General features: G+C 67.6%; 24 protein-coding genes and 1 pseudogene. 14 read left to right on the top strand and 11 right to left on the bottom strand.

Going from position 1 to position 26,583, the window contains the following annotated elements; genetic code table 11:
• Positions 1-26: 26 nt before the first annotated feature.
• Together QN315_RS11645 and QN315_RS11640 are read right to left on the bottom strand one after the other, a co-directional pair.
• A complete protein-coding gene (locus QN315_RS11645) occupies positions 27-479 on the bottom strand; it encodes an ester cyclase (RefSeq protein WP_323989424.1) in 453 nt (150 codons plus the stop codon).
• Positions 472-1,068 (bottom strand): DUF2239 family protein, encoded by a 597-nt coding sequence (locus tag QN315_RS11640; protein ID WP_323989423.1) that lies wholly within the window; start codon positions 1,066-1,068, stop codon positions 472-474. The genes QN315_RS11645 and QN315_RS11640 overlap by 8 nt, the downstream gene beginning before the upstream one ends.
• 119 nt (positions 1,069-1,187) lie before the next feature.
• Here QN315_RS11640 and QN315_RS11635 point away from each other — a divergent pair, with 119 nt between their 5' ends.
• The gene (locus QN315_RS11635) at positions 1,188-1,523 is read left to right on the top strand and encodes a GIY-YIG nuclease family protein (protein WP_176640852.1); all 336 of its coding nucleotides are present in this window, start codon (positions 1,188-1,190) and stop codon (positions 1,521-1,523) included.
• A 43-nt stretch (positions 1,524-1,566) separates the two neighbouring features.
• On the opposite strand, the gene QN315_RS11630 is transcribed toward QN315_RS11635, so the two are convergent.
• Entirely contained in the window at positions 1,567-2,292 is a 726-nt protein-coding gene (locus tag QN315_RS11630) for a glutathione S-transferase (protein ID WP_323989422.1), read from the bottom strand.
• 97 nt (positions 2,293-2,389) lie between these two features.
• On the opposite strand from QN315_RS11630, the gene QN315_RS11625 reads away from it, so the two are divergent.
• The gene (locus tag QN315_RS11625; protein ID WP_323989421.1) at positions 2,390-2,983 is read left to right on the top strand and encodes a TetR/AcrR family transcriptional regulator; all 594 of its coding nucleotides are present in this window, start codon (positions 2,390-2,392) and stop codon (positions 2,981-2,983) included.
• Here the strand turns inward: QN315_RS11625 and QN315_RS11620 are convergent.
• Positions 2,937-3,863, bottom strand: coding sequence for a LysR family transcriptional regulator (locus tag QN315_RS11620; protein ID WP_323989420.1), 927 nt, complete (start codon positions 3,861-3,863; stop codon positions 2,937-2,939). The genes QN315_RS11625 and QN315_RS11620 overlap by 47 nt on opposite strands.
• A gap of 96 nt (positions 3,864-3,959) precedes the next feature.
• Between QN315_RS11620 and QN315_RS11615 the strand changes: the two genes are divergently transcribed.
• On the top strand, positions 3,960-4,844 hold the full coding sequence (locus QN315_RS11615; RefSeq protein ID WP_323989419.1) for an aldo/keto reductase family oxidoreductase: 885 nt from the start codon (positions 3,960-3,962) through the stop codon (positions 4,842-4,844).
• Positions 4,845-4,961: 117 nt separating this feature from the next.
• Positions 4,962-5,216 carry a hypothetical protein gene (locus QN315_RS11610; RefSeq protein ID WP_323989418.1) on the top strand — a complete coding sequence of 85 codons (255 nt, stop codon included), beginning with the start codon at positions 4,962-4,964 and terminating at the stop codon, positions 5,214-5,216.
• Between the two features lie 209 nt (positions 5,217-5,425).
• On the opposite strand, the gene QN315_RS11605 is transcribed toward QN315_RS11610, so the two are convergent.
• The gene (locus QN315_RS11605) at positions 5,426-6,754 is read right to left on the bottom strand and encodes a UDP-glucose/GDP-mannose dehydrogenase family protein (protein WP_323989417.1); all 1,329 of its coding nucleotides are present in this window, start codon (positions 6,752-6,754) and stop codon (positions 5,426-5,428) included.
• Positions 6,755-6,963: 209 nt separating this feature from the next.
• On the opposite strand from QN315_RS11605, the gene QN315_RS11600 reads away from it, so the two are divergent.
• The 6 genes and pseudogenes from QN315_RS11600 to QN315_RS11575 form a co-directional block, all read left to right on the top strand.
• The gene (locus tag QN315_RS11600) at positions 6,964-7,176 is read left to right on the top strand and encodes a hypothetical protein (protein WP_176640979.1); all 213 of its coding nucleotides are present in this window, start codon (positions 6,964-6,966) and stop codon (positions 7,174-7,176) included.
• Positions 7,173-7,958, top strand: coding sequence for an ABC transporter permease (locus QN315_RS11595; protein ID WP_176640980.1), 786 nt, complete (start codon positions 7,173-7,175; stop codon positions 7,956-7,958). Before QN315_RS11600 ends, QN315_RS11595 begins: the two co-directional genes overlap by 4 nt.
• Positions 7,955-8,746, top strand: a complete 792-nt coding sequence (locus QN315_RS11590; RefSeq protein WP_323989416.1) for an ATP-binding cassette domain-containing protein — start codon at positions 7,955-7,957, stop codon at positions 8,744-8,746. The genes QN315_RS11595 and QN315_RS11590 overlap by 4 nt, the downstream gene beginning before the upstream one ends.
• Entirely contained in the window at positions 8,746-10,155 is a 1,410-nt protein-coding gene (gene radA, locus QN315_RS11585; protein WP_323989415.1) for a DNA repair protein RadA, read from the top strand. Before QN315_RS11590 ends, radA begins: the two co-directional genes overlap by 1 nt.
• A 24-nt stretch (positions 10,156-10,179) precedes the next feature.
• On the top strand, positions 10,180-10,812 hold the full coding sequence (locus QN315_RS11580; protein WP_323989414.1) for a YigZ family protein: 633 nt from the start codon (positions 10,180-10,182) through the stop codon (positions 10,810-10,812).
• Positions 10,813-11,015: 203 nt separating this feature from the next.
• Positions 11,016-11,273, top strand: a pseudogene (locus tag QN315_RS11575) (transposase); the annotation flags it as partial.
• 170 nt (positions 11,274-11,443) lie between these two features.
• On the opposite strand, the gene QN315_RS11570 reads toward QN315_RS11575, so the two are convergent.
• The 6 genes from QN315_RS11570 to gmk all read right to left on the bottom strand — a co-directional run bounded on the left by QN315_RS11570 (position 11,444) and on the right by gmk (position 18,526).
• Positions 11,444-12,091, bottom strand: coding sequence for an MAE_28990/MAE_18760 family HEPN-like nuclease (locus QN315_RS11570; protein ID WP_323989413.1), 648 nt, complete (start codon positions 12,089-12,091; stop codon positions 11,444-11,446).
• Positions 12,088-13,200, bottom strand: a complete 1,113-nt coding sequence (locus QN315_RS11565; RefSeq protein ID WP_323989412.1) for a DUF262 domain-containing protein — start codon at positions 13,198-13,200, stop codon at positions 12,088-12,090. Before QN315_RS11565 ends, QN315_RS11570 begins: the two co-directional genes overlap by 4 nt.
• Before the next feature lie 394 nt (positions 13,201-13,594).
• Positions 13,595-15,130 carry a replicative DNA helicase gene (locus QN315_RS11560; protein ID WP_408904509.1) on the bottom strand — a complete coding sequence of 512 codons (1,536 nt, stop codon included), beginning with the start codon at positions 15,128-15,130 and terminating at the stop codon, positions 13,595-13,597.
• On the bottom strand, positions 15,127-16,350 hold the full coding sequence (locus tag QN315_RS11555) for an AGE family epimerase/isomerase (RefSeq protein WP_323989411.1): 1,224 nt from the start codon (positions 16,348-16,350) through the stop codon (positions 15,127-15,129). The genes QN315_RS11560 and QN315_RS11555 overlap by 4 nt, the downstream gene beginning before the upstream one ends.
• Positions 16,347-17,837 carry a D-glycero-beta-D-manno-heptose-7-phosphate kinase gene (rfaE1, locus tag QN315_RS11550; protein ID WP_323989410.1) on the bottom strand — a complete coding sequence of 497 codons (1,491 nt, stop codon included), beginning with the start codon at positions 17,835-17,837 and terminating at the stop codon, positions 16,347-16,349. The genes QN315_RS11555 and rfaE1 overlap by 4 nt, the downstream gene beginning before the upstream one ends.
• Before the next feature lie 2 nt (positions 17,838-17,839).
• Positions 17,840-18,526 carry a guanylate kinase gene (gene gmk / locus QN315_RS11545; protein WP_323989409.1) on the bottom strand — a complete coding sequence of 229 codons (687 nt, stop codon included), beginning with the start codon at positions 18,524-18,526 and terminating at the stop codon, positions 17,840-17,842.
• Positions 18,527-18,824: 298 nt separating this feature from the next.
• Between gmk and QN315_RS11540 the strand changes: the two genes are divergently transcribed.
• The 4 genes from QN315_RS11540 to QN315_RS11525 all read left to right on the top strand — a co-directional run bounded on the left by QN315_RS11540 (position 18,825) and on the right by QN315_RS11525 (position 26,485).
• The gene (locus tag QN315_RS11540; protein ID WP_323993432.1) at positions 18,825-20,165 is read left to right on the top strand and encodes a cytosine permease; all 1,341 of its coding nucleotides are present in this window, start codon (positions 18,825-18,827) and stop codon (positions 20,163-20,165) included.
• Positions 20,166-20,173: 8 nt separating this feature from the next.
• On the top strand, positions 20,174-23,503 hold the full coding sequence (locus tag QN315_RS11535; RefSeq protein WP_323989408.1) for an efflux RND transporter permease subunit: 3,330 nt from the start codon (positions 20,174-20,176) through the stop codon (positions 23,501-23,503).
• Positions 23,504-23,612: 109 nt separating this feature from the next.
• Positions 23,613-25,805, top strand: a complete 2,193-nt coding sequence (locus QN315_RS11530) for a hypothetical protein (protein WP_323989407.1) — start codon at positions 23,613-23,615, stop codon at positions 25,803-25,805.
• Between the two features lie 14 nt (positions 25,806-25,819).
• Positions 25,820-26,485: a histidine phosphatase family protein gene (locus QN315_RS11525; RefSeq protein ID WP_323989406.1), complete on the top strand. Its 666-nt coding sequence runs from the start codon at positions 25,820-25,822 to the stop codon at positions 26,483-26,485.
• The last annotated feature ends 98 nt before the right edge of the window (positions 26,486-26,583 follow it).

Genomic DNA, 26,583 nt, shown 5'->3' with positions numbered 1-26,583 from the left:
ACACCGGCCCCGAATGCGTACGGCATTCATGGAGGATCGGGTCGGGGTGACAATTTGTTTCGTTGCAACTGTTGGTAGACGCCGAGGCGATCGGTGACTTGCCAATGTCCGGTCAGCATGTCGGACCTGTCGAACCCATAGGCGGTGGCGCCGGACATTTCGATCGTGTGTCCGGTTGCCGGAAAATCCGGCAGGTCGCCCAGGTGGGTCGCGTTCCACAGCCAGGTCATCACGACCGTGTCGCCGTCGGCGTAGAGGCCCTGAATGTCGAAATGCTGATCCGGAAAGGCGGCGCGCAGCCGGATGACTCGCGCCTTGAACCCTGCGAGATCGAGCGTCATGCCGTTCCACGGGTCCCCCGGGTCATGGCGGATCCGGTAGGTGGGCGCGAGATAGGTGGCTGCGCTGTCCGCATCGCCCTGATTCCAGACCCGGTGGATGAAATGACGCAGGCGGGTCTTGCGTGACCGTTCACTCACGAGACTGGTCCTGGGGCTGTTCCTGGGGCTGTGCGAGCTTGACGGCGTAGTCTCTGACGTCCTGGGGCCAGGGTGCGGCGGCGCGGGCCAAGGCGTCGATGTCGTCGGCGAACAGGGCGCGGGCCGCGTCTTCGAAGCCGGGATAATCGCCGGCCAGCGCCGCCATGACGCGATAGGCGCGTTCATGCGCCAGGCGCCTTGCCGTTTGGCCGCCATCGGCCTTGCGCGCCTGATCGACAAGGCGGCGCAGCGCCTGTGACGCGCCGCCCGGCTGCGCGGCCAGCCAGTCCCAGTGGCGGGGCAGCAACGTGACCTCGCGCGCGATCACGCCCAGTTTCGGCCGGCCGCGGGGCTTGGCGGCTGCGGGAGCCTGAGGAGGCTGAGGGGCCTGGTATCGGGTGAGGCGGTACAGCATGTCGGCGGTACTGCCGCGGAGATCGATGTCGAGAACGGTACCCGTGTCGTCCGCGAAAATCAGAAGGGGATCCTTGGCCGTTTCGGCCAAGGGGTTCAACGCCAGGGCGACGTCCGCCAGGGATCCGGACGCGATTTTTCGCGCGCCCGCGAATCCGGTGCAGGGAATGGCCAATGTGTTGGCCGGAGTATCTGAAGACATTTCAACTGGGTATATTGATTCTCTCATCCCGTCAATATATCCGGGTATAAATTTGACGCGCCCCAACACGCGCCATGAAGGATATGGACGGCATGGACCGGATGAAACGACGCGAATCCGCGCGGGAGTATAAGGAACGCAAGGTGGTCGCGGGCATTTACGCGATGCGGTGCCGGCCGACGAATCAGGTGTGGGTCGGCGACGCGCCCGATCTGTCGACGATCGAGAACAGGATCAGGTTCACGTTGCGGCTGGGGACCAATCCCTGCACGTCGCTGCAGCAAGCCTGGGATGTTCATGGAACGGACGGGCTGCTTTTCGAGATTATCGAGGCCGTGGCGCCGGACGCGGTGCAGCATCTCCGGAATGGCGATCTGAAGCGCCGGCTTGAGCATTGGGTACGCGTGTTGGAGGCGACGCGGATGTGAACAGGCGCATGTCTTTCGGCATGGCCGTTCCGGCGCACGGGGTTCAGCGCGCCGGCGAGGTCATCGCCAACTGGTCCCTGACGCTGGGGCGCGCCTGCATTCTTGCGTACCAGGCCTGAAGCGCCGTGCATTCCGCGGGAATCGGCAGGTCCACGAGTGCTGCGAATATCAGGCCGCCTATGATCGTGATGTCGGCCATCGAGAAGGCTTCCCCCGCGGCGAAGGGCTGTTTTTTGAGGACGGCATCGAAGTAATGCATCCCTCTGATGGCCTTGTCGCGCTGGCGGAGTCCCCATTCGGGGTTCTGATAGATCTCGACGGCAGGTCCGAGCCCCGGTGTCGCATGGTGGAAATAGACACTGACGGCGTCGAGCAATTCGATTTCGGCGCGTTTGCTCATCATGTGGATCACGCCCTTTTCGCGCGGCGTCCTGCCCGTCAGGACGGGAGGCCCCGCGAGCGTGTCGAGATATTCGGTGATGGCGGTGCATTCGGCGATGAACGTCCCATCTTCGAGTTCGAGCACCGGCAGCGTGCCCGAGTAGTTCTTTGCGCGAAAATCAGCCGTCTTATGCTCGCCTTTCCAGAGATCGACCGTCACGAACCGGACGTGCGATCGCAGGTTCTTTTCGGCCAGGGCGATCCGGACGCGCGCCGGATAGGGGCCGGTGGGCCAATCGTAAATCGTCATCGGTGCGACCGCGCCGGCATCGGACCCGGCGGTGCCGGGATTCAGATCGGGATTCAGATTCGTGTTCTTCACATTCATTTTCGGAAACCTATCTGTCACTTGGTAGGTGACCGTAGGGCTTCAGATTTCCATCGTCAACGGCTATCTGTCACTTGGTAGAGAGAGAGGTGAGGTCGTGAGCGAGGCAGCGGGCGAGAGAATGCGCGCGGGTTCCAGGGAGAGCATCCTGGCGGCGGCCAGGCGCGCCGCGCAGGCGCATGGCTATGGCGGCCTGAATTTCCGCGATCTTGCGGAGGATGTCGGCATCAAGGCCGCGAGCGTCTATTATCACTTTCCCAGCAAGGCTGATCTCGGCGCGGCGGTCGCGCGACGCTATCGGGAGGATACCGCGGCCGCGCTGGAGGCCATGTGGGCGGAAACTGCCGACCCGGTTCTGTGCCTGCACCGGTATCCGGACCTGTTCCGCAGGTCGCTGGAGAACGGTAACCGGCTGTGTCTCGGCAGTTTCATGAGCGCGGAGTACGACGACCTGCCGGAGGCGGTACGGCGCGAGGTCCAGGCTTTTGCCGACGCCAACGTGGCCTGGCTGAGCCGGGTCATCGCCGCGGCACATGGCGCCGCCCCGGAGGAGTGCGCACAGCGGGCGCGCGCCCTCTTCTCCGCCGTTGCCGGTGCCCAGCTCATGGCGCGGAGTCGTTCGGACATCGCGCTGTTCGATGACATCATCGAGAGCTATCGCAAGACGGGTCTTCTGGGACAGATCGGATGAAATCGACGAAGGCGCGCAGTGGCGCGGGAAGATGCCGGCGGCCGGGATAATAGAGAAAGGGGCCGCTGAATTCCTGCCACCAGGGCTGGAGCACCGGCACCAGGGCGCCGCTGTCCAGGTGGGGGCGCAGCCAGTCTTCGAAAAGATGGATGACGCCCAGGCCCTGGACGGCGGCGGAGACGGCGAGGTCCACCGCGGCGCCCAGGCGGACCAGCAAGGGGCCGGCGGGGTCGATGCGCACGATCTGTCCGTCGCGTTCGAATTCCCAGGCCGGGATGGCGCCGCTGGCGAACTGCCCGCGCAGGCAGGAATGCGCGAGGAGGTCGCGCGGGTGCTCCGGCCGGCCCCGGGCGGCGAGATAGGCCGGTGACGCCGCAGTCGCGGCGCGTTGCGTGCGCGGACCGATGGGGATTGCGATCATGTCCTGTTCCAGCCGCTCGTCATAGCGGATGCCGGCGTCGCAGCCGGCCGCCAGGACGTCGACGAACCTGTCCTCGACGATGACCTCCAGCCTGATGTCGGGATAGCGTTTCAGGAACGGCGTGGCGATGGACGGCAGGACCAGGCGCGCGACGCTGGCGGGCACGTTGAGCCGGAGCGTGCCGGCCGGCCGGTCGCGGCAAATATTGACGACGTCCAGCGCCGCCTCGACCTCGCCCAGCGCGGGGGCGAGGCGTTCGGCGAGGCGCGCGCCGGCTTCGGTCGGGGCGATGCTGCGGGTCGTGCGGTGCAGCAATCGTACGCCCAGCCGCGTTTCGAGACGCCGCACGGCCTCGCTGAGGCCCGACGCCGAGACACCGTGGGCGCGGGCGCCGTCGCGGAAGCCGCCCGCCCGCACCACCGCCAGAAACGCATGGAGATCCTGAAGATCCGCCGCCATTGTTCGGGATTCCGTACAGCCTGTGCCGATCTCAGCCGATTATCGCGCGTGCGGTCAACGCCCATAGTCATGCCGTCCCTATCCCTGGAGGCGGACATGACCGACCTTATGAAAGCAGGCACCTTTGTGCTGGGCGACCGGCGCGTGAATCGAATGGGTTACGGCGCCATGCAACTGGCGGGCCCCGGCGTATTCGGGCCGCCGCGCGACCGCGAGAGCGCGCTTGCCGTGCTGCGCGCGGCCGTCGCGGCCGGTGTCGACCATATCGATACCAGCGATTTCTACGGACCGCACGTCACCAACCGGCTGATCCGCGAGGCGCTGCATCCCTATGCGCCCGATCTGCGGATCGTGACCAAGGTGGGGGCGGTGCGCGGGACCGACGGGTCGTGGAACCCGGCGCAGAGCCCCGACGCGCTGACCCGCGGCGTGCATGACAATCTGCGCAATCTGGGCGTCGATGTCCTGGATGTCGTGAACCTGCGGGTGATGGGGGATATCCATGCCCCCAGCGAGGGTTCGATCGCGGTGCAGGTCGCGGTGCTTGCGGCGCTGCAGCGGCAGGGGCTGATCCGTCATCTGGGCCTGAGCAACGCCACCGCGGCACAGGTGGCGGAGGCGCGCGGCATTGCCGAGATCGTCTGCGTGCAGAACCATTATAACCTTGCGCATCGCCGGGATGACCCGCTGATCGATGAACTGGGCCGGCTGGGCATCGCCTATGTGCCCTATTTTCCGCTCGGCGGCTTTGCGCCGTTACAGTCCGCGACATTGTCCGGCGTGGCCGAGCGGCTGGGCGCCACGCCGATGCAGGTGGCGTTGGCGTGGCTGCTGGCGCGCGCGCCCAATATCCTGCTGATCCCGGGCACGTCGTCGCTGGCCCATCTGAGGGAAAATCTGGCGGCGGCCGAACTTCGGCTGGCGGACGGCATTCTTTCCGAATTGGCGGAGATCGGGGCGGAAGGCGGGACCGCGGCGTGACCGGCCCGCGCGCATCGGCCGCCCGGCACGGCATTTAAGGCTTAAAATTTCTCGGGGGGCCTTTCCTTTTGCGTGGCTTGCGCCATACGTCATCCGTCCAGCAGAGAGGGGGACGTCATGGGTGACGAAGACGACATGATCGTCGGGTATCTGGTGATCCGGGAGGTCGACGGCGGGGAAGTCGAGTTCTGGGGCCCGGAGAATGCGTGGAGCGACGATCCGGACGACGGCAGGCTGTACGAGACCGAGGACGAGGCCGAGCGCGACGCCGAGGCGCTGCGCGCCGGGAATGCCGACATCATAACGGTCGAACCGGTGTTCGAGGACGATGAGGAGGAGGATGAGGACGAAGAGGACGAGACACGTCCGTAAATCCTCTGGCGGCTTGCGGCGTCCGGTCGGGCCCTGGGGGGTTGGGCCGGGCGTCGTGTCCGCGGGGAGGCGTTATTTCTTCTTTTGTCTTCCGAAAAAGACGCAAAAAAGACTTTGATTCGTTGTAAGAGTCGGGTTTGCTCCGACATATATTTATAAAAAATTCAAAAGTTTTTTGGTTCTTTTTTTCAAAAAAGAACAGCCTGCCTTCATATGGGGCGGCCGACCGAGTGGTAATGGAAGCCGGCCGCGCGCATGGCGGCGGGGTCGAAGATGTTGCGCAAATCGACGATGACGCGGCCGCGCATGGCGGCGGCCAGGGCGTTTGGCGCGAGGGCGCGGAATTCGTTCCATTCGGTCAGCACGACCAGGGTGTCGGCGTCGCGGGCGGCGTCGAGGGCGCTGTCGCAATAGGTGATGCCGGGCGGCAGATGCGGGCGGGCGGCCTGCATGCCGACCGGGTCGAAGGCGCGGAGTTCGGCGCCCTGCTCGGCCAGGCGGACCAGGATGGGGATGGAGGGGGATTCGCGCATGTCGTCGGTTTCGGGCTTGAAGGTCAGGCCCAGCACGGCGATGCGGCGGCCGCGCACCGAGCCGCCGCCGGCGGCGGCGATGCGGCCGGCCATGGCGACCTTGCGCGCGTCGTTGACGCCCACCGTGGCCTCGATCAGCCGGGTCGGGGCGCCGGCTTCCTGGGCGATGCGGGTGAGCGCCAGCGTGTCCTTGGGGAAGCAGGAACCGCCATAGCCGGGGCCGGGATGGAGGAATTTGCGGCCGATGCGCCCGTCCAGCCCCATGCCGCGCGACAGGTCGTGGACATTGGCGCCCACCTTGTCGCACAGATCGGCCATTTCGTTGATGAAGGAGATCTTCATCGCCAGGAAGGAGTTGGAGGCGTATTTGGTCAGTTCGGCGGTTTCCAGCGCCATGAACAGGACCGGGGCCTCGATCAGATAGAGGGGGCGGTAGAGCGCCGAGAGCACCGCGCGGGCGCGGGCGCCGCCGTCGGGCGCCGTCTGGTCGAGGCCGACGATCACGCGGTCGGGGCGCATGAAATCGCCGATCGCGCTGCCTTCGCGCAGGAATTCGGGGTTGGAGGCAACGTCGAAATCGAGGTCGGGCCGGGTTTCGCGCACGATTTCGGCGATGCGGCGGCTGGTGCCGACCGGGACCGTCGATTTGGTGACGATGACGGCATAGTCGCTCATGGCTCGGGCGATCTGGCGCGCGGCCTGGTGCACATAGGTCAGGTCGGCCTGGCCGTCGCCGTTGCGGGGCGGGGTGCCGACGGCGATGAAGATCGCCTCGGCCCCCGTGACGGCGTCGGCGATGTCGGACCCGAAGGACAGGCGGCCGGCGCGGGCATTGTCGGCCACCAGCGTATCGAGCCCGGGTTCGTAGATGGGGATGCGCCCGTCGCGCAGGGCGGCCAGGCGGTCGGGGTCGATTTCCACCACCGAGACCTGGTTGCCGAATTCGGCAAAGCACGCCGCCGAGACAAGGCCGACATAGCCGCCGCCGATCATTGCAATGCGCATGGCATCCCCTCCTTGTCCGTCATGGATGTTCGACGCGTGGGCGGACTATGCTTCGGCGGGGGCGGCTTGGCCAGAGGCCATGTGCGGTCCGGCGCGCGGCCCCTGGAACCTGGAACCCTGGAACCACGGCCCCCGGATAGGGCATTTTGTTGATTTTGCAGTGCACAATTTTCTTGACTCGGCGCGGTCCGGCCCGGCAATAATGGCGCATGAAGTGGCGTTATGCGCGCTTCATGGACGTTTCCTCCCTAAACTACGCGGCGCTTTACGGCGCCGTTTTTTTTTGGTGTGACATTCCGTATTTTGACGCGCCGGCCAAGCCGCGCTACGGCAGGGCCATGTCTGACAGCCTGACCGAACATGCGCACTGGCGACGACCTGCCGGATCGGCCCCTGCGGCCTGCGCGCGGTATTCCGCATGAACGCCCTGTTCGATTTCATCGCCGCCCTTGGGCGCGCCGCCCTGAACCTGGTCCGGACGGCCGGGGCGCTGACGCTGTTCGGGGCCGCGGCGCTGTCGCACCTGGTGCGTCCGCCCTTCTACTGGCGGATCTTCCTCGGGTCGCTGGTGGAGATCGGCTTCTTCTCGCTGCCGGTGGTGGCGCTGACGGCGCTGTTTTCGGGCGGGGTGATCGCGCTGCAATCCTATACCGGCTTTGCCCAGTACCATGTGCAGAGCGCGATCGCCGGCATCGTGGTGCTGTCGGTGACGCGCGAGCTGGGGCCGGTGCTGGCCGGGCTGATGGTCGCGGGGCGCGTCGGGGCCGCGATGGCGGCCGAGATCGGCACCATGCGGGTGACCGACCAGATCGACGCGCTGCGCACCCTGTCGACCAACCCGATGAAATACCTGGTGACGCCGCGCCTGCTGGCCGGGACGCTGGCGCTGCCGTGCCTGGTGGTGGTGGCGGATATACTGGGCGTGCTGGGCGGCTTTACGGTGTCGATCGCCAAGCTGGATTTTTCGGCCCCCGTCTATATCGCCGCGACCTTTGCCGCCGTGAAGCCGATCGACGTGACGGTGGGGCTGGTGAAGGCGGGGGTGTTCGGGTTCCTGATCGCGCTGATGGGCTGTTACCATGGCTATAACAGCCGGGGCGGGGCCGAGGGCGTGGGGGCCGCCACCACGGCGGCGGTGGTCGCGGCGTCGATCCTGCTGCTGGCGTCCGATTATCTTCTGACCGACGTGTTCTTTTCGCAATGACGCCCGACATTCCCAAGATCCGCATTCGCGGCCTGTGCAAGGCGTTCGGCCCGAAGATCGTGCTGGACGGCATCGACCTGGATGTCATGCCCGGCACGTCGATGGTGGTGATCGGCGGGTCGGGCAGCGGCAAGTCGGTGCTGCTGCGCTGTATCCTGGGGCTGATCACCCCCGATGCGGGGTCGATCGAGATCGACGGGGTGGACGTGGTGCCGTTGTCGGCGCGGCGGCGCGAGGCGGTGATCGAGCGGATCGGCATGCTGTTCCAGAACGCGGCGCTGTTCGACAGCCTGCCGGTCTGGGAGAATGTCGCCTTCGGCCTGCTGGCCAGCGGGCGGCGTCACGGCGCGCGGATGAGCCGGGCCGAGGCGCGCGCCCATGCCGGGCGGATGCTGGAGCAGGTGGGGCTGGACCCGTCGGTGGGGGCGCTGTTCCCCGCCGAATTGTCGGGCGGCATGCAGAAGCGCGTGGGCCTGGCCCGCGCCATTGCCGGGCAGCCGGACATCCTGTTCTTCGACGAGCCGACGACCGGGCTGGACCCGATCATGGGGGCGGTGATCGACGGGCTGATCGTCGATTGCGTGCGGCGGCTGGGATCGACGGCGATCGCGATCACCCATGACATGGCATCCGCCCAGCGGATCGGCGACCAGGCGGCGATGCTGTACCAGGGCCGGTTGATCTGGCAGGGGGCGGCGGGCGCGCTGCTGGACAGCGGCAACCCGATCGTGGACCAGTTTACCCACGGCCGGCGCGAGGGGCCGATCAGCATGGAATTGCGGCGCTAGTGGCCCGCCGGCCGGCCCAGCATTTCGTCTGCCAGTCCTGCGGGGCGGTGTTTCCCAAATGGGCGGGGCGGTGCGAATCCTGCGGCGCGTGGAACAGCATCGTCGAGGAATCCGCCGCGCCGTCGCCTGCCGGCGGGGCCGCGCCGCGCCGGGGGCGCGGTGCGAAGATCGCCTTCGTCAGCCTGGACGGGGTGGCCGAGCCGCCGCCGCGCGTCGGCACGCGCATCGCCGAGCTGGACCGGGTGCTGGGCGGTGGGCTGGTGCCGGCGTCGGTCGTGCTGGTGGGCGGCGATCCGGGCATCGGCAAATCGACCCTGCTGCTGCAGGCGGCGTGTGCGCTGGCGGGCAGCGGGCGGCGGGTGATGTATATCTCGGGCGAGGAGGCGGTGGACCAGATCCGCCTGCGCGCCCGGCGGCTGGGGCTGGATGCGCCGGGGCTGGACCTGGCGGCGGCGATCAACGTGACCGACATCGCCGGCACGCTGGAGGCCGAGCGCGACGTGGCGCTGGTGGTGATCGATTCGATCCAGACCATGTGGCTGGAAAGCGTGGAGAGCGCGCCGGGCACGGTGAGCCAGGTGCGCGCCACGGCGTTCGAGCTGATCCGGCTGGCCAAGCAGCGCGGGTTCAGCCTGATCCTGGTCGGGCACGTGACCAAGGAGGGCGCGCTGGCCGGCCCGCGCGTGCTGGAGCACATGGTCGACGCGGTGATGTATTTCGAGGGCGACCGGGGGCACCAGTTCCGCATCTTGCGCGCCGCCAAGAACCGTTTCGGCGCGACCGACGAGATCGGCGTGTTCGCCATGACCGACCAGGGGCTGGTCGAGGTGCCCAACCCGTCGGCGCTGTTCCTGGCAGAGCGGCGCGGCAATATCGCCGGGTCGGCGGTGTTTGCCGGGATCGAGGGCACGCGGCCGGTGCTGCTGGAGGTGCAGGCGCTGCTGTCGCCCAAATCGGGCGATTCCGCGCCGCGCCGGGCGGTGGTGGGGTGGGATTCGTCGCGCCTGAACATGCTGCTGGCGGTGCTGGAGACGCGGTGCGGGATGAAGCTGCACGGCATGGACGTGCATCTGAACATCGCGGGCGGGCTGCGGGTGCTGGAGCCGGCCGCCGACCTGGCGGTGGCGGCCGCCCTGGTGTCGGCCGCCACCGGCCGGCCGACCCATGCGGGCGCGGTCTATTTCGGCGAGGTGGGGCTGTCGGGCGAGGTGCGGCAGGTGGCGCAGGCCGATGCGCGGCTGAAGGAGGCGCAGAAGCTGGGATTCGACGCGGCGTTCCTGCCGCGGCGGGTCGCGCGGGGCAATACGCGGCTGAGCGTGCCCGAGGGGTTGCATCTGAACGAGATCGGCCATCTGGGCGACCTGGTGGCGCTGTTCGGCGGCGGGGACGCGGCCGGCGGCGACGCCTGAGCGGCGACGGGTGCGCGAGGAGGCGTGAGCGAGGGGATTGGCGACGCGGCCGGCGGGGGGCGGGTCACGCTGTCCGAGCCGGCGCGGTTCGAGAAGGAGATTCGCAAGAGCCGGTTCCTGGCCCGGGCGGCGCCCTGTGCCACGCCTGCCGAGGCGCTGGATTTCGTCCGCGCGGTGTCGGTGGCCGACGCCACGCATAATTGCTGGGCCTATCGCATCGGGCAGGATTATCGCAGCGACGATGACGGCGAGCCCGGGGGCACCGCCGGACGGCCGATCCTGCAGGTGATCGACGGGCAGGGATTCGACCGGGTCGCCGTGGTGGTGACGCGCTGGTTCGGGGGGATCAAGCTGGGGGCCGGGGGACTGGTCCGCGCCTATGGCGGCACGGCAGCGGAATGCCTGCGCCTGGCGCCGCGCGTGCCGATCGTCGCCATGACGCGTCTGGCGTTTCATTGCGGGTTTTCCGACCTGGCGCTGTTGCGGGCACGGCTGCCGGGCATGGGGGCCGCGATCGAGGAGGAGCGGTTCGACGCGGCCGGCGCCGTGCTGGTGGTGGCGGTGCCGGTGGTGGCCTGCGATGCCGTGGCGGCGCGGATCGTGGATCTGACGCGCGGGCAGGCGATGCCCCGGGCGGTGAAGGATGGGTTTTCCTGAGGGGATGATCCAAAGAGTTTTTGGGTGTTCGGGGGGGGGGGGCGGAGGCACATAACGATATTTGCGATTGATGAATCGCGAGATGAGAGGTGGCCCCGGAAAATCGGACAGGGTTACGAGCGGGCCGCCGCGATGGCCGCCTGATCACCGCGTCGTCGCCTGGATACTTACCACTAAACACACGAAATTCAGGATAGGCCCGCCGCTCCGCATTGGCCAATCAGGTCCGCTTGGTGCTGCACACCGCCGCGTATTGGCTGATGCTGACGGTGCGCGATGCCATCCCAAGGCCCCAGCCGCTTGGCGCAGCGGAGTTCGCTACATTACGCATGCGTCTGATCAAGCTCGCCGCACGCATTACCGAAACCGCCACACGGGTCCGTATCGCCTTCGCCGCCGCTTGCCCAGAAGCCGGCTTGTTCAGCGGCATCGCCCGCAGTTTACAACCGGCCGGACCGTGACAAACGGGGCTGTCGCCCCAGAACCCGCCCCAGTCCATCAACCCGAGCGCCTGCCAATCTCCCCACCAAAAGCGCGCCCTCCGGCGCCTCGATTAGCCGCGCCCAAAAATACGTGAACATCACCAAACTGACCGGCTATGAATAAGACAGGCTAGACATCTTGGACAGGGTCACGCAACTTTATACGTCTTCAGCACAACGTGGTTCTCGAGTTCGGTGCCGAACGCCTGTATCAGAGAAATTGTTCCGTTAGCTATCGTGTCAAGATCATCGAGCGCAATAAGCGTTTCTTCTCCGTGTGCTATAGCATTCCGGCGCTTTAGCAGCATTACGTCAATGAAGGTTACTTCCTCGGAAAATAAGTGCGTTGATACGCCACAAACAACACAAATATCTGAAAAAACTTTGAAATTCAGATTGGCCTTAGTGTTAATTAGGTCCTCGTTGACTCGACTAAAGCGACGATCGGACGAAGTGAGTATCTCTTCAACCAGTGAGCATCGTTCTGGTATGCTCATTCCCCCACTAGTCGTTGAGGTAAGTCGGGGCAGAAAATAATTTTTGAAAAACTGAGGGCTTAGCTGGTTGTATTGAAGTTTCCGGATTGAAACGTGTTCAAGATATTTTCTTGCTGCAAATCTTACATAACCTTCCCAATGCGCATAGCAAATCGTAACAAGCGCTCTTAAGAAAACCCTCTGGGTGCCCTTGTCACCGCGCTGTATCGCTGACTTGAGGTCTGAAATCTCCCTCATCCGCCAAGTTCGATCTTCGGTGACCAAAGTTATAAAATCGTTTTCCGAATACGGCTTACTCATGGCTTGAACCACGCTTCCCCGAACGACACTGTTCGCTGGATGCGGACGGTACCACGCAACCCAGGTGACGTGAACGTAGCTACCTGAGGTTGCTGCCAAAAGCCTTCTATCTTTCTTCTGATAAAATCTTTGGAACCTTGAGCGCCAAGAGCAAGAATCTCGGAAAGGTTCTTCGCGACTCCTACAGCTATTCCTTCGAGCCCCACTAAGCCAACCCTGCCTACATGTTGACCGTTTTCAAAACGCTTTAGCGCGTCGCCTCCCGCTATCTCATACAATAGACCAAAGGTCTGATTGATAAGATTTACTGCGGCAACCGCATCACCTGCCGTGGCGAGGGTAACGGAGCTTTCATCAATATATTCTTCAACATCTAAACGACCATCATAAGGAACCAAAGCATGAGCAAGAAAACGCATCGCAAGTTCCATGTGTCTCTGCTTCTCATGCTGTTCTACGCTTACGGATACCACGGTCTGAAACACAGCCTGCTCAGCAGCAGTCTTGACTTCGCGGAAGTAGTCGCTGTTTATCATAAGCACGACGCAGTTGCGAAGCTCTTGAGGATTTGCTTGGCTCCCGCCCGCATTTAAGCGCTGGAACAAGTCATATTTTGTCTGATCGTCACTAGGACGCTTCAATATTTCGACTGCGATTCTGCTACGCCGAATCGCTAATTGTAGGCTCTTGGCAATTGCAATCTGCTCGTCTACCGGCAGATCGTTGATACGATCTGACACCTCCCAAACCGCGTTGTGAAGCGAAGGGAGGTATTTGGTTGCTTCAAGAGCAGACGGAGATCGAAGATCATCCCCCTCTCTCAACCGCCCCATAAACTCCAAGATAGTCGAAATTCTCTGTAGACCATCGATCAATTCCCATGTGCCATCATCCTTTTCAAAAACAAAGATGGAAGGAAGAGGGATACCCAATAATAGAGACTCGATCAGTTTTGATTTCTGTCCGATCTCCCATCGAAACAACCTCTGAAACTCTGGATCTATCATGATTTCTTTATTCTCGTACATAGTGACGATTTCACCGATAGACATTTGATAGGCGTCAGTCTTTACCAGACGTTGCGCTTGCTCAATTTCGTTCAGAAGCATTGGGTTTTCCTCAAATGTAATCTTTTTTAGCCGTCACCACATGATGACAGTTGACCACATAATAACAAGGATGAGTGTCTCGACAATGACCTTATTTTCAAATGGCGTCATACCGCCCCTGTCAAAGAAATTCCTGCTCGCGCATTCAGCTAATTCGAGCAAGCGATAGGATGAAGTGGTCCCCATCCCGAGGACCAGTGGTCGCCGCTTTTAAGTTGGAAAATCTGGCCCGACAGCATTCCGACTGCTACGCAGCCGGAATGCTGGCTGCTTCCGCCAGACTTGGTTCGCGCGATCGGGGGCCACTTCGCCTCCGATCACGATCGACGCCAAACGAATAAAAGTCTTTTTGCTTCTTTTTCTTCAGAAAAAGAAGAAGGCCCCCCTGCCCGCTTCAGGTATCGTGCACCAGGTCGAGATCGCCGAAGCGGGTGAATTCGCCTTCGAAGAACAGGTACACGGTGCCGGTGGGGCCGTGGCGTTGTTTTTCCAGGATCAGTTCGGCGCGGTTGTGGGCGAGGTCCATCTTGCGCTGCCAGTCTTCGAGCGCGGTCTGGTATTTTTCGGTCGAGTCGTAGGCGGTTTCCTTGGGCTGGCGCTGCTGGAGGTAATACTGGTCGCGGTAGACGAACATCACCGCGTCGGCGTCCTGTTCGATCGAGCCGGATTCGCGCAGATCGGACAGCATGGGGCGTTTGTCCTCGCGGCTTTCGACCTGGCGGGAGAGCTGGGACAGGGCGATCACCGGGACGTTCAGTTCCTTGGCGATCGCCTTGAGCCCCTGGGTGATCATGGAGATTTCCAGCACGCGGCTTTCGGGGCGGGTGCCGACCGAGGGGCGCATGAGCTGGAGATAATCGACCACCACCAGGCTGAGCCCCTTGGTGCGGGCCAGGCGGCGGCAGCGGGTGCGCATGGCCGAGAGCGAGATGGCCGGGGTGTCGTCGATATGCAGGGGCAACTGCGCCAGTTCGCGCGTGACCTGGACGAAGCGGTCGAATTCCTTCTGCCCGATTTCGCCACGGCGGATGCGCTCACCCGAGACGCTGGCCTGTTCGGACAGGATACGGGTGGCGAGCTGTTCGGCCGACATTTCCAGCGAGAAGATCGCGACCGAGCCCTTGGCCTGGGTACCAGGCGGGGCCTCCTGCGCCTCACGCAGCAGGGCGCGGGCGGCGCTGAAGGCGATCTTGGTGGCGAGCGCGGTCTTGCCCATGGCCGGGCGGCCGGCGAGGATCAGCAGGTCGGAAGGGTGCAGGCCGCCGGTCTTCTTGTCCATGTCGCGCAGGCCGGTGGTGAGGCCGACCACGTCGCCGGTGCGGTGGAAGGCTTTTTCGGCCACGTCCAGCGCGCCGGCCAGGGCGCGGTCGAAGCTGGTGAAGCCGCCTTCCTGTCCCTTGTCGGTGGCGAGGCGGAACAGGGCCTCTTCCCCCGCAGCGATCTGGTCGACGCCGTCGAGGTCCGGGCGGGCGCCGAAGGCGTTGTTGACCACGGTTTCGCCGATATCGATCAACTGGCGGCGGACCCAAGCATCGTGGATCGCCCGGCCGTAATCGCCGGCATTGATGATGCCGACCATGGCGGTGAGCAGCCGGGCCAGGTAGGCGGTGCCGCCCACCGAATCCAGCACGCCGGAATGTTCGAATTCGGCGCGCAGGGTGACCGGGTCGGCCAGTTGCCCGGCTTCGATCCGCCGGGCGATGGAATCATAGATGCGGCCGTTGACCGGGTCGGCGAAATGCTCGCCGACCAGGAAGTCCGACACGCGGTCATAGGCGCGGTTGTTGGTCAGCAGCGCGCCCAGCAGCGCCTGTTCGGCCTGCATGTTGGCGGGGGGCGCGCGCCGGGTCAGGCCCAGCAGCGGGCCGTCGTCCGCGGGGCGGGGGTCAGGATTGCGGGCGTCTTCGGGCGGGGGGGTGATCGTGTTCACGCGATCCTCATGGCCGATTCGCCGGCCGACCCGCCGGCCAGGCGGTCCAGTTCGGCGTAGCCGGCGACGATGTGATAGAAGGAGCTGGCCGGGATCTTGTCGCCGGCCGGGCGGCAAGCCGGATCGAGCTGGTCGTTCCAGGTGCCGGGGGGGCAGTCGGTGAAATAGCGGCCGAGCAGATTGTCGACGATCCGCGCGATCTGGACCGTATTGTCGGCGTTGTCGGCGTGGGGGGGGGCCTGCGGGAGGCCGTGCATGGCGATTTCGGCGCGCAGCCCCTCGGTCTGGGCCCAGAGGCGCGCGCCGCCCCGCACGATGTCGCCCTGGCGGGTCAGGACGTCGCGCACCAGAGCGGTGCGCGGATCGACGCCGTGGCGGCGGCCGAAGGCGAACAGGGACTGGGCATGCGCACCCGTGGGCCGGCCGGTCAGGCGGGCATATTCGTGCAGCAGCCAGACCCATTCATATTGGTGGCCGGGTTCGACCAGCGCGCCCTGGGGGCCCGCGACGGGCTGCCAGGAATCGGTGAAGAATTCGCCCAGCGTGCCGGTGGCCGGGTCGAACAGGCGGGTGCGGAACAGATCGACCAGGTCATGCGCGAGGGCGGCGTCTGCTTCGTCGCCCGTGGTGTCGAACAGGGCCAGCGCGGCTTCGAGCAGGTGCATGTGCGGGTTCTGCTGCCGGGGGCCGGGAGCGGGCGGCCAGGTGTTGGCGAAGCCGCCATTGGCGTGGGCCATGGTGGCGCGCAGCCAGGCGACGGTGCGGCGCGCCAGGCGCACCGGCTCGTCGGACGGGTCGAGCCGGGCGTACCAGGACAGGGCGAAGATGATGAAGGCCAGGTCGTAGAGATCGGCCGTGGGGTCCAGCACCGCGCCGTCGGGCGTGAGCCGGCAGGCCCAGCCGCCGTCGGCGCGCAGCCCGCGCAGCATGAAGCGGTAGATGCCCTGGGCCCGCGCCGCGCCGCCCGGCCAGCCATAGAGGGCGGCGCGGGTGAAGGCGTAGAGCTGTCGCGCCTGGACGCGCATGCGCTTGAAGCCCGGGCGGGCCGGGGTGCCGTCGGGAGCGAGATGTTCCTGCGCGCCCCGCAGAGCGGGGGCGGCGGCGGTGCCGTCGCAGCCCACGTCGCCCCAGACGGGCAGCGCGCTGTCGAACAGCCAGGCGCGGAAGGCGGCGTGGGCGCGGCGGATTGCGTCGGGCATTGCGTCGGGCGCGGCCGTCATGCGTCCTGATCCCCGTTCGCGGTCCCGTTTGTAGCCTCGTTCGCGGCGCGGATGCGGCCGATGGTGCGGGTGGTGGACTGGCCCTGTTCCAGCGTGGCCAGCACCAGGCGGCCGCCGGCCTGGCGCACCACGTCCGCGCCGACCACCTGGTCGGGGCGGTAATCCGCGCCCTTGACCAGCACGTCGGGCAGCAGCAGGCGGATCAGGTCCAGGGGCGTGTCCTCGTGAAACGGGACCACGGCATCGACGTGGCGGATCGCGGCCATGACCCGGGCGCGGTCCTCGAGCCGGTTGATCGGGCGTTCGGGGCCCTTGAGCCGGGCGACGCTGGCATCGTCGTTGAGCGCGACCACCAGCCGGTCGCAGGCGGCGCGGGCGGCGGCCAGCAGGGCGACATGGCCGGGGTGGAGGATATCGAAGCAGCCGTTGGTGAAGCCGACGCGAAGGCCCTGGGCCTTCCACCGCGCGACCTGTTCGGCGGCGCGGGCGCGCGGCAGCAGGGCGGGCATGTCGCCCGCGGCCAGGCCCTGGGCGTGGTCCTGGGCGTCGAGTTCGGCCAGGACCTCGTCCAGTGCGACGGTGGCGGTGCCGAGCTTGCCCACCACCACGCCGGCGGCGGCGTTGGCGACGTGCATCGCCTGGGCCAGGGTCATGCCCGAGCCGGCGGCGAGCGCCAGGGTGGCGATGACCGTGTCGCCCGCGCCGGAGACGTCGAACACTTCGCGCGCGCGGGCGGGGACGATGTGCGTGGGGGCATCGCGTTCGACCAGGGCCATGCCTTTTTCGGAACGGGTGGCCAGGATGGCGCCCGCGCCGGCCTGCGCCATCGCGGCGCGGGCGGCGGATTCGATTTCCGCGTCGGTGTCGACGGGCAGGCCGGTGGCCTGGGCGAGTTCGCGCGCGTTGGGGGTGATGCAGGCGGCGCCCCGGTAGCGTGCGAAATCGCGGGATTTCGGGTCGACGAACACCGCGATGCCGCGCGCGCGGGCGGCGGCGATCGCGTGGGCGACGACCGGGTCGGCACAGGTGCCCTTGGCGTAGTCGGACAGCACCACGATGTCGGCGGCACCGATATGGGCGTCGATCGCGGCGCGGAGCAGCGTGGCCTCGGCGGGCTGCAGCGGCAGGCGGCTTTCCTGGTCCGCGCGGACGACCTGCTGGTTGGCGGCGATGAAGCGCGTCTTGCAGATGGTGGGGCGGGCGTCGGTGGCGACGAGCGCGTCGGTCAGGCCGGGGCGGCCGCCCAGCAGGGCGCGCAGCGCGTCGCCGGGCGCGTCGGCGCCGACCAGCCCGACCAGGATCGCCCGGCCGCCCAGCGAGAGGATGTTGTTGGCCACGTTGCCGACGCCGCCGGGCATTTCGCGGGTGCGGCCCAGCCGCAGCACCGGGACCGGGGCCTCGGGCGAGATGCGCTCCATTTCGCCATAGACGAAGCGGTCGAGCATGACGTCGCCGATGCAGAGCACCGTGATCGCGGAGAAATCCATGGTTACGCGCCGAACCCGGAATCACCTTGGGCGCCGAACCCGGCGACGATACCCGCCAGGCCGGTCTGGCGGCGGGTCTGGAGCCGGGCCGAGACCAGGATCGACCGGGCCTCGGCGATCGCCTGGTCGAGGTCGGCATTGATGATCACGTGGTCGAATTCCTGCCAATGGGCGATTTCGTCGCGCGCGGCCTGCATGCGCCGGGCGATTTCCGCCGGGTCGTCGGAGGCGCGGTTGCACAGGCGGCGTTCCAGCTCGGCCAGCGAGGGGGGCAGCACGAAGAGGCTGACCACGTCGGCCGGCAGGGCGGCGCGGATCTGGCGGTGGCCCTGCCAATCGATGTCGAACACCATGTCGCGGCCTTCGGCCAGGGCGGCCTCGACCGGGGCGCGGGGGGTGCCGTAGCCCCGGCCGAACACGGTGGCCCATTCCAGCAATTCGCCGGATTCGGCCATCTGCTGGAACCGGTCCATGGTGCGGAAATGATAATGCACGCCGTCGGTTTCGCCCGGGCGGGGCTGGCGGGTGGTGACGGAGACGGAATGCAGCAGCCTCGGCTCGGCCGCGCGCAGGGCGTTGGCGATGGTGGATTTGCCCGCCCCGGATGGCGCCGAGATCACCAGGCAGACCCCGCGCCGCGCCACCGTCGGGCGGGGTGTCGGGCCGTGTCGTTCGCTGCTGGGTGTCATCGGCGTATCCTTGGAGCGTCGCGGAAGATCGTCGCGGGGCGACCCCGGGGCGGACCCGGGGCGGCAGGGTTTGCGGTCTTTTATCAGGCGGTCTCTGATCTGCGAACATCAAACGCGATGTGATTCTGATCGCCGGTGCCTCGTCGGGCATCGGCCGGGCCCTGGCGCTGTCGCCGGCGCGGCCGGGGGCGACTTGCCAGGGGCCGCCCTATGACGCAACGATTGCACCCGCGCATGCGCCCCGCAGAACCGTAAGGACCCCCGAACCGTGCCGCTTGCCTTTCCGCGTCCGCCGGCCATGGAGGAACTGAGCGCCGCCGCGGTGTCGTGCCCGGTTCCGCCGGAGCGCAAGACCATGCGGATCGACCGCGTGTTCTGGAGCCATTTCTCGCCCAATCTGGGGCCGGGCGGCTGGGTGACGGGGGCGCTGCTGGTGTCGCTGGGGCTGGATCTGCGCACCGGGCTGCTGGCGATCCTGCTGGGCAACCTGGTCGGCGCGCTGCCGGTGGCGCTGGCCGCGTCGATCGGGCCGGCCACCGGGCTGACGCAGATGGAGGCGTCGCGCCGGGCGCTGGGGCGGCTGGGCGTGCGGCCGCCCGCGCTGCTGAACTGGATCTATTGCGTGGGCTGGGACGCGGTGAACAACGTGCCGGCGGCCACCGCGCTGATCGCCTTCCTGTGGGTTGCGGCGGGGGTGAGCCCGCCCTTCTGGCTGGCGCTGGGGGGGCTGGCGGCGGTGCAGATGCTGGCCAGCATCTATGGCCACGACATGGTGCAGGCGCTGCAGAAATATCTGGGCGCGGCGCTGCTGGCGGCCTTTGCGGTGATCGGGGGGCTGTGCCTGCGCCAGGGGGTGGAACAGGGGACGCTGACGATCGCGGGGGCCCACCATCCGCCCGGGGTGGCGACGATTCTGCTGGCGGTGGCGATCCTGGCCAGTTTCAACCTGTCCTGGGCGTCCTATTCGTCGGATTACACGCGCTATCTGCCGGCGGATGCCGACCCGCGCCGGGTGGTATGGCTGGCGCTGGCCGGGCTGCTGGGCTCGGCGGTGCCGTTCCAGGTGCTGGGGCTGCTGACGGCGTCCAGCGTCGCCGAGCCGTCGCCCACCGCGGTGATCGCCAGCCTGCAGCACGCGGCGGGGCCATTGGGGCCGATGGTGCTGGCGGTGATCGCGCTGTCATCGGTCACGGGCAATTCGTTCAACGACAATACCGCCAGCTATAGCCTGATTTCGGCGGGTATCCATGTGCCGCGCGTGCTGGCGGCGGTGATCACCGCGTCGCTGGGCTATGTCCTGGCGGTGGCGGGAGCGGGGCGGTATGCGGCGCTGTATACCGATTACCTGGTGGTGACGATGTACTGGATCGCGCCGTGGATCGGCATCGTGCTGGCCGACTGGTACCTGGGCGACAGGATACCGCGCCCGGTGCCGCCGGGCTGGACGCGGGGGGCGACGATCTTCGTCGTCATGTCGGTGGCGACCATTCTGCTGTTTTCGACCAGCCAGCTTTATACCGGCCCCGTCGCGCGGTGGCTGGGCGGGGCGGATATCGGCTATTATGTCGGCTTCGCCGGGGCGGCGCTGTGGTACGGGCGGGGGACCGCGCGCCGGTCCGCCGCGCGGGTGGGCGCGTGAACCGACGCATGAACCCCTGCCGCCCCTTCATCACGCGGCCGGTGATGACGACGCTGCTGTCGATGGCGCTGGTGATCGCCGGGCTGTTCGGCTATCGCGCGCTGCCGGTGGGGGATTTGCCGAACATATCGGTGCCGATCATCTATGTGGTCGCGACCCAGCCGGGGGCGTCGCCGCAGCAGATGGCGTCTTCGGTCACCACGCCGCTGGAGCGGCGGCTGGGGCAGATTTCAGGCATCAGCAGCATCGAGTCCGATTCGACCGACAGCACGGCGTTCATCCTGCTGACCTTCGACGACAGCCGGAACATCGACGGCGCGGCCAACGACGTGCAGGCGGCGCTGCGCGCGGCGATGCAGGACATGCCGGCCACGCTGGACATGGTGCCGCAATACTGGAAGGCCAATCCGGCCGACAGCCCGATCATGGTGATGGCGCTGACGTCGGATACGCGGCCGATCGCCGAGCTGTACGACATCATGCAGACCCACTTGCAGCCGATGCTGTCGCAGGTGAAGGGCGTGGGCTGGATCCAGGTCACCGGCAGTTCGGCGCCCGCCGTGCGGGTGGAGATGGACCCGTATCCGCTGTTCAAATACGGGATCGGGTTCGAGGATATCCGATCGGCCCTGGCGTCGGCCAATGCCAACACGCCCAAGGGATTCGTCGATGTGGGCACCCAGCGCTACACGCTGGCGACCAACGACCAGGCGCGGCATGCGGCGCAGTATCGCGACCTGGTGGTGGGGTACCGCAACGGCCGCCCGGTGCGGCTGGCGGACCTGGCCGAGGTGCATGACGGGGTGCAGGACGAGCGGCAGACCGGCTATTTCAACAATCATCGCGCGGTGATGGCCATCGTCCGGCCGCAGCCCGGGGCGAATGTCATCCGCGTGATGGACGCGATCCGCGCCCGCACGCCGGCGATGATCGCCGCCCTGCCGGCGGGCGTGACCCTGACCCCGGCGATGGACCGGTCGATCACCATCCGCGCATCGCTGGGCGATACGCAACTGACGCTGCTGATTTCGGTGCTGCTGGTGGTGGCGGTGGTGCTGGTGTTCCTGCGGGCGCCGCGATCGACGCTGATCCCCGCGATCACGGTGCCGATCTCGCTGGCCGGGACGCTGGCGGCGATGTACCTGCTGGGATTCTCGCTGGATACGCTGTCGCTGATGGCGCTGACGATCGCAACCGGGTTCGTGGTCGACGACGCGATCGTGGTGGTGGAGAACATCGCGCGCCACATGGAGGCCGGGCAGTCGCGCGCCGACGCCGCGATGCGGGGGGCGGGCGAGATCGCGTTTACCGTGCTGTCGATCACCATCGCGCTGGTCGCGGTGTTCCTGCCGCTGCTGCTGATGCCGGGGACGCCGGGCAAGATCTTCTATGAATTCGCGATGACGCTGGCGGTGACGGTGACGGTGTCGCTGTTCCTGTCGATCAGCCTGACGCCGATGATGTGCGGCCTGCTGCTGGACGTGGCGCACGGCGCGCCGCTGCCGGCGGGGGCGTCGGCGCTGCGCCGGGGGCTGCGCCGGCTGTCGGACGGGATCGAATGGACGTTCGAGGCGGTGCTGCGTGCCTATGTCCGTTCGCTGGACCATGCGCTGCGCCGGCGCCGGCTGGTGCTGGCGACCCTGCCGCTGAGCCTGGTGGTGACGGTGGCGGTGATCACGGTCATGCCCAAGGACATCATCCCCAAGCAGGACGTGGCGATGATCGTGGGCTATTTCCGGGGGGACGAGACGGCGTCGTTCCAGAAGATGGACGCCAAGATCCGCGCCGTGAGCGCCGCCATGCTGGCCGACCGCGACGCGGAATCGGTGGCGGCCTTTACCGGCGACACGCGGGTGGAGGGCCAGGCCTTCGCGCAGATGACCGGCAAGCGCGACCGCGACGACGGGCCGGACGAGATGATCGCGCGCGTGCACAAGCGGCTGGAGGCGACGGGGCTGACGGGCGTGCGGCTGTCGCTGTTTTCGGCCGGGGACGTCAATGGCGGGGGCGGCCGCCAGCAGCAGGGGGCCTATCGCTTTGTCCTGCGCAGCGACAATGCCGAGGATATCTATAGCTGGACCCCGCGCATCACCCAGGCGCTGCAGGGCAGCAAGGTGATGACCGACATTTCCACCAACCTGACGGACCGGGCCACGGCGGTGCATGTGGACATCGCGCGCGACACCGCCGCGCGCTATCTGGTCACGCCGCAACTGATCAGCGGCGCGCTGTTCGACGCCTATGGCCAGCGCAGCGCGTCCAACATCTCGACCCCGCTTGCGACCTATCACGTGGTGATGGAGGTGGCGCCGCGCTATCGCGACTCGCCGGATGTGCTGGGGGCGTTCCGGGTCTCGACGTCGGGCGGGACGGCAGGCGGCGGCACGGCGTCGAACACCGTGCGGGTCACGCTGCCGCCGCAGCCGCAGGGAACGGACTCCTCACAGGCCGCGGCGCTGAGCCAGCAATCCTTCCGCAACGCGGTGGCCAACAAGCTGGCCGGGGGGGTAGGCGCGTCCAACGGGTCGGCCGTGTCGTCCAGCGCCGAGACGATGGTGCCGCTGCCGGTGGTGGCGCGGCTGGCGCGGCGGCCGACCTCGATCATGGTCAGCCATCGCGACGGGTTCGTATCGGGGGCGATTTCGTTCAACCTGGCCAAGGGCCAGTCGCTGGACGCGGCGGAGGCGGAGATCCGCGCCACCATGGTGCGGCTGCATGTGCCCGCGACGATCGAGGGGGGCTTTACCGGCCAGGCGGAGCAGTTCCAGACCGCGCTGGTCAACGAATTGCTGGTCTTCCTGGCCGCGCTGGCGACGATGTACGTCACGCTGGGCATCCTGTACGAGAGCTATGTCCATCCGATCACCATCATGTCCACCCTGCCGTCGGCGACGGTGGGGGCGGTGCTGGCGTTGTGGGCGACGGGGCAGGAATTCTCGCTGATCGCGATGATCGGGATGATCCTGCTGGTGGGCATCGTGAAGAAGAATGCGATCCTGATGGTGGATTTTGCCCTGCATGCCGAGCGCGACGGCGCGATGTCGCCCGAGGCGGCGATCCGCGAGGCCTGCGCCAGGCGGTTCCGGCCGATCCTGATGACGACGCTGGCCGCCGCGTTCGGGGCCATTCCGCTGATCCTGAGCGGGGGGTACGGAATCGAACTGCGGCGGCCGCTGGGCATTGCGGTGGTGGGCGGATTGCTGATGAGCCAGTTGCTGACCCTGTACACCACGCCGGTCGTCTATCTGCTGCTGGAGCGGATCCGGTCGTGGACGGTGCGGCGGGTGGCGGGGCGCTGGCGCGGGCGGACGGCCCGTGCCGGGGGGGCCGCCGTCTGATTTGAGCCGTCTGATGTGAAGAGAGCCCTTGCGAAGGGGGCCGGTCGGGGAGAGAGCGTTTGGAGATGTCGGTCGAGGGCCGCGAAGCCGGCCGTAGCGGAGCGCGCGCGTGTTCGCCGCGCACCTGACCCGGGAACTGGCCGGCGTGCTGGAGCGCCCGGACCTGCGGGTGATCGCGGACGGGCGGCGGATCCGGCTGGACCCGGCGCTGGCGGCGCCGTTCCGGGTGGGGCCCCAAAGTGGGGTGACGCCGGGAGAGGTGACGCCGAGAAAGGTGACTCTGGGCGACGTGACTCTGGGCGCGCCCAGCCTGGCCGGCCCGGCGCAGGCCGCCATCATCCTGCGCCATGCGCTGGAACTGGCGCGCCTGCTGCCCCTGGCTCCGGCCGAGCCGGTGCTGGCCGGGCTGTGCGCGGCGCGGGTCGCCGCGCTGTTCCGCGGGCTGGACGGGCCGGCCGGGGGGGCGATGCCGGACCTGCCCTGGCTGGACGCCATGGCGGCGGAATGGCCGCCGGACGCGGCATGTCTGGCGGCGCTGTGGCCGTGCCTGGCGCCGTTGCAGCCGGCGGTCGCGGGGCCAGGGGCAGCGGGGGCGGACGGGTTTACGGCCCTGGCGGCGCGGCTGGCGGCGCTGTGGCCGCTGCTGGGGCCGACGGAGGCGCTGATGGCCGAGGGGGGCGATGCGCGGCTGGCGGTCGATCCGGCCACCGGCCTGAACCATTATGGCTGTTCGCACCGGCCGCGGCCCTGGGCGGTCACCTTTGCCTCGTCCACCGCATCGTCGCTGTCGGAGCGGGGGTTCGCAGGGGCCGAGGCGGCGCGGCTGCGCCTGGTCGGCGGGGCGCTGACGGGCGGCGGCACGGCGGGGGACGGCACGGCGGGGGACGGGGCCGCGGTCCGAGCCGGGATGGTGGCGGACCTGCGCCGGCGGATCGGCCGCCATTACCGCCTGGCCGCGGGCGAGAGCGTGGTGCTGGCGCCATCGGGCACGGATTGCGAGCTGCATGCCCTGGCGCTGGCGGCGCTGGCGCCGGGTGGGCGGGCGGTCAGCAATATCCTGCTGGCCCCCGAAGAGACCGGCAGCGGCGTGCCGCTGGCGGCCAGAGGCTGCCATTTCGCGCATGACACCGCGCTGGGCGCGGCGGTGCCGAAGGGCGGGCTGATCGACGGCTTCGCGCGGGAGACGCTGCTGCTGTCGGTGCCGCTGCGCGGGCCGGACGGCGCGCTGCGCCCGGAGGACGCGGTGGATGCGGACTGTGCCGCGCTGGTGCACCAGGCCGTGGCGGCGGGGCGGCATGTGCTGCTGCACCGGCTGGACCTGTCGAAGACCGGGCTGCTGGCGCCGGGGATGGCGATGCTGGACGAACTGGCGGAGGGCGGGCCGGACGGAAGGGCGCCGGACGTGGTGGTCGATGCCTGCCAGGCGCGGCTGGATCCGGAGCGGGTGCGCGCCTATCTGGACCGGGGCTGGATGGTGATGGTCACCGGGTCGAAATTCTTTACCGGGCCGCCCTTCTGCGGCGCGCTGCTGCTGCCGGCGGGGGTGGCGGCGCGGCTGGAGGGGGGCATGCTGCCCGCCGGGCTGGCGGCGTACAGCCACCGGAGCGAATGGCCGGACGCGCCGGGCACGGCGCACCTGGCGGCGGGGGAGAATGTCGGGCTGATGCTGCGCTGGCACGCGGCGCTGGCGGAGATGGCGGCGCTGCATGCGATTCCCCGGCCGGTGGTGCGCGCGCGGCTGGCGCGGTTTCTGGATGCGGTGGAAGGCGCGATCGACGCGTCGGTCGACCTGCGCCGCCTGTCGGGGCCGGCGCCCGCGCGGGCGCCGCTGGCCGATGCATGGGACGACCGCGCGACCATCCTGAGCTTTTTCGTGCGCGACCCGATGGCGGATGACGGGGCGGACGGGGGGCGGTTCGTGCCGCTGGGGCTGGAGGATGCGCGGGCGCTGTATCGCTGGCTGAATGCCGACCTGTCGCGCCTGCTGTCCGCGCCGGCCGACCGGGCGCTGGGGGGCGTGCTGTGCCATGTCGGCCAGCCGGTGCCGCTGCCGCACCCGTCCCGCCCCGGCATGGCGGGGGCGCTGCGCCTGTCGGCGGGGGCGCGGCTGGTGTCGGGCGAGCCGTCGCATGACGGGCTGGTGCCCGACCGGCGCATGGATCGCGAGATCGGCGATGCGCGGCTGGTGCTGGACAAGATCGGGCTGATCCTGCGGCATTGGGCGATCCTGCGGGCCGCCGATCCGGTGCAGACCTATGCGCCGGTTCGGGCTATGGATGGGGGCATGGGCCCCTCACGCTGACCGGATCCGATTGCATGAACCAGAATCACGGCAATTTCCTCGACACCCCCAAGCTGCAATCCGGGATCACCCGTTTCTGGATGATCCGCCATGCGCTGGTCGAGGAAAATGCCCGCATGCGGCTGTACGGATCGCTGGACGTGCCGCTGTGTCCGGACAGCCTGATCGCGCAGCGGCCGATGTACGAGGCGCTGGCGGCGCGCCTGCCGCGCGAGGCGCTGTGGTTCACCTCGCCCCTGAGCCGCACGCAGCGGACCGCCCAGGCGATCCAGGAGGCCGGGTACGGGGCGGCGGACTGGAGCGTCGAGCCCGGCTTTACCGAGCAGTCGATGGGGGAATGGCATGGGCTGCGCCACCATGAGCTGCCGGATCAACTGACCCTGTCGCCGCATCTGTTCTGGTCGGTCGCGGCCACCGAATGCCCGCCCGGCGGCGAGAGCATGCTGGATGTCTGCGCGCGGGTCGGCGCGACCATGGACCGCATGGCCCGCGCGCATGAGGGGCGGGACATGGTGGTGGTGAGCCATGGCGGCGCGATCCGCGCGGCGCTGGCCCATGCGCTGCGCATCCATGCCGACACCGCGCTGCATTTCTCGATCCAGAACCTGTCGCTGACGGTCGTCGAGCGCTTTCCCGAGGCGTGGCGGATCGTGGCCGTCAACGAGTTGCCGGGAGTCTGATGGCGCGGGTCTGATGGGGGCCGGCGCGCCCTGTCCCGCTTGGTCCGCGTGGAGCCGTATAGCCGTGTCGTGAAACCGTTTCAGGGGAGAACGTGACC

The sequence above is a fragment of the Nguyenibacter sp. L1 genome (assembly GCF_035199985.1).
Taxonomy (GTDB): Bacteria; Pseudomonadota; Alphaproteobacteria; order Acetobacterales; family Acetobacteraceae; genus Gluconacetobacter; species Gluconacetobacter vanlangensis.
Note: the sequence above shows the minus strand (reverse complement) of the source record. Positions and strands in the feature narration are given on the sequence as shown.

Coding starts and splice junctions, on each gene's coding strand:
- QN315_RS11635 (WP_176640852.1), top strand. CDS start 1,188: ATGGACCGGATGAAACGACGCGAATCCGCGCGGGAGTATAAGGAACGC.
- QN315_RS11630 (WP_323989422.1), bottom strand. CDS start 2,292: ATGAATGTGAAGAACACGAATCTGAATCCCGATCTGAATCCCGGCACC.
- QN315_RS11620 (WP_323989420.1), bottom strand. CDS start 3,863: ATGGCGGCGGATCTTCAGGATCTCCATGCGTTTCTGGCGGTGGTGCGG.
- QN315_RS11615 (WP_323989419.1), top strand. CDS start 3,960: ATGACCGACCTTATGAAAGCAGGCACCTTTGTGCTGGGCGACCGGCGC.
- QN315_RS11610 (WP_323989418.1), top strand. CDS start 4,962: ATGGGTGACGAAGACGACATGATCGTCGGGTATCTGGTGATCCGGGAG.
- QN315_RS11605 (WP_323989417.1), bottom strand. CDS start 6,754: ATGCGCATTGCAATGATCGGCGGCGGCTATGTCGGCCTTGTCTCGGCG.
- QN315_RS11600 (WP_176640979.1), top strand. CDS start 6,964: ATGAAGTGGCGTTATGCGCGCTTCATGGACGTTTCCTCCCTAAACTAC.
- QN315_RS11595 (WP_176640980.1), top strand. CDS start 7,173: ATGAACGCCCTGTTCGATTTCATCGCCGCCCTTGGGCGCGCCGCCCTG.
- QN315_RS11590 (WP_323989416.1), top strand. CDS start 7,955: ATGACGCCCGACATTCCCAAGATCCGCATTCGCGGCCTGTGCAAGGCG.
- QN315_RS11570 (WP_323989413.1), bottom strand. CDS start 12,091: ATGAGTAAGCCGTATTCGGAAAACGATTTTATAACTTTGGTCACCGAA.
- QN315_RS11565 (WP_323989412.1), bottom strand. CDS start 13,200: ATGCTTCTGAACGAAATTGAGCAAGCGCAACGTCTGGTAAAGACTGAC.
- QN315_RS11555 (WP_323989411.1), bottom strand. CDS start 16,350: ATGACGGCCGCGCCCGACGCAATGCCCGACGCAATCCGCCGCGCCCAC.
- rfaE1 (WP_323989410.1), bottom strand. CDS start 17,837: ATGGATTTCTCCGCGATCACGGTGCTCTGCATCGGCGACGTCATGCTC.
- gmk (WP_323989409.1), bottom strand. CDS start 18,526: ATGACACCCAGCAGCGAACGACACGGCCCGACACCCCGCCCGACGGTG.
- QN315_RS11540 (WP_323993432.1), top strand. CDS start 18,825: ATGGAGGAACTGAGCGCCGCCGCGGTGTCGTGCCCGGTTCCGCCGGAG.
- QN315_RS11535 (WP_323989408.1), top strand. CDS start 20,174: ATGAACCCCTGCCGCCCCTTCATCACGCGGCCGGTGATGACGACGCTG.
- QN315_RS11525 (WP_323989406.1), top strand. CDS start 25,820: ATGAACCAGAATCACGGCAATTTCCTCGACACCCCCAAGCTGCAATCC.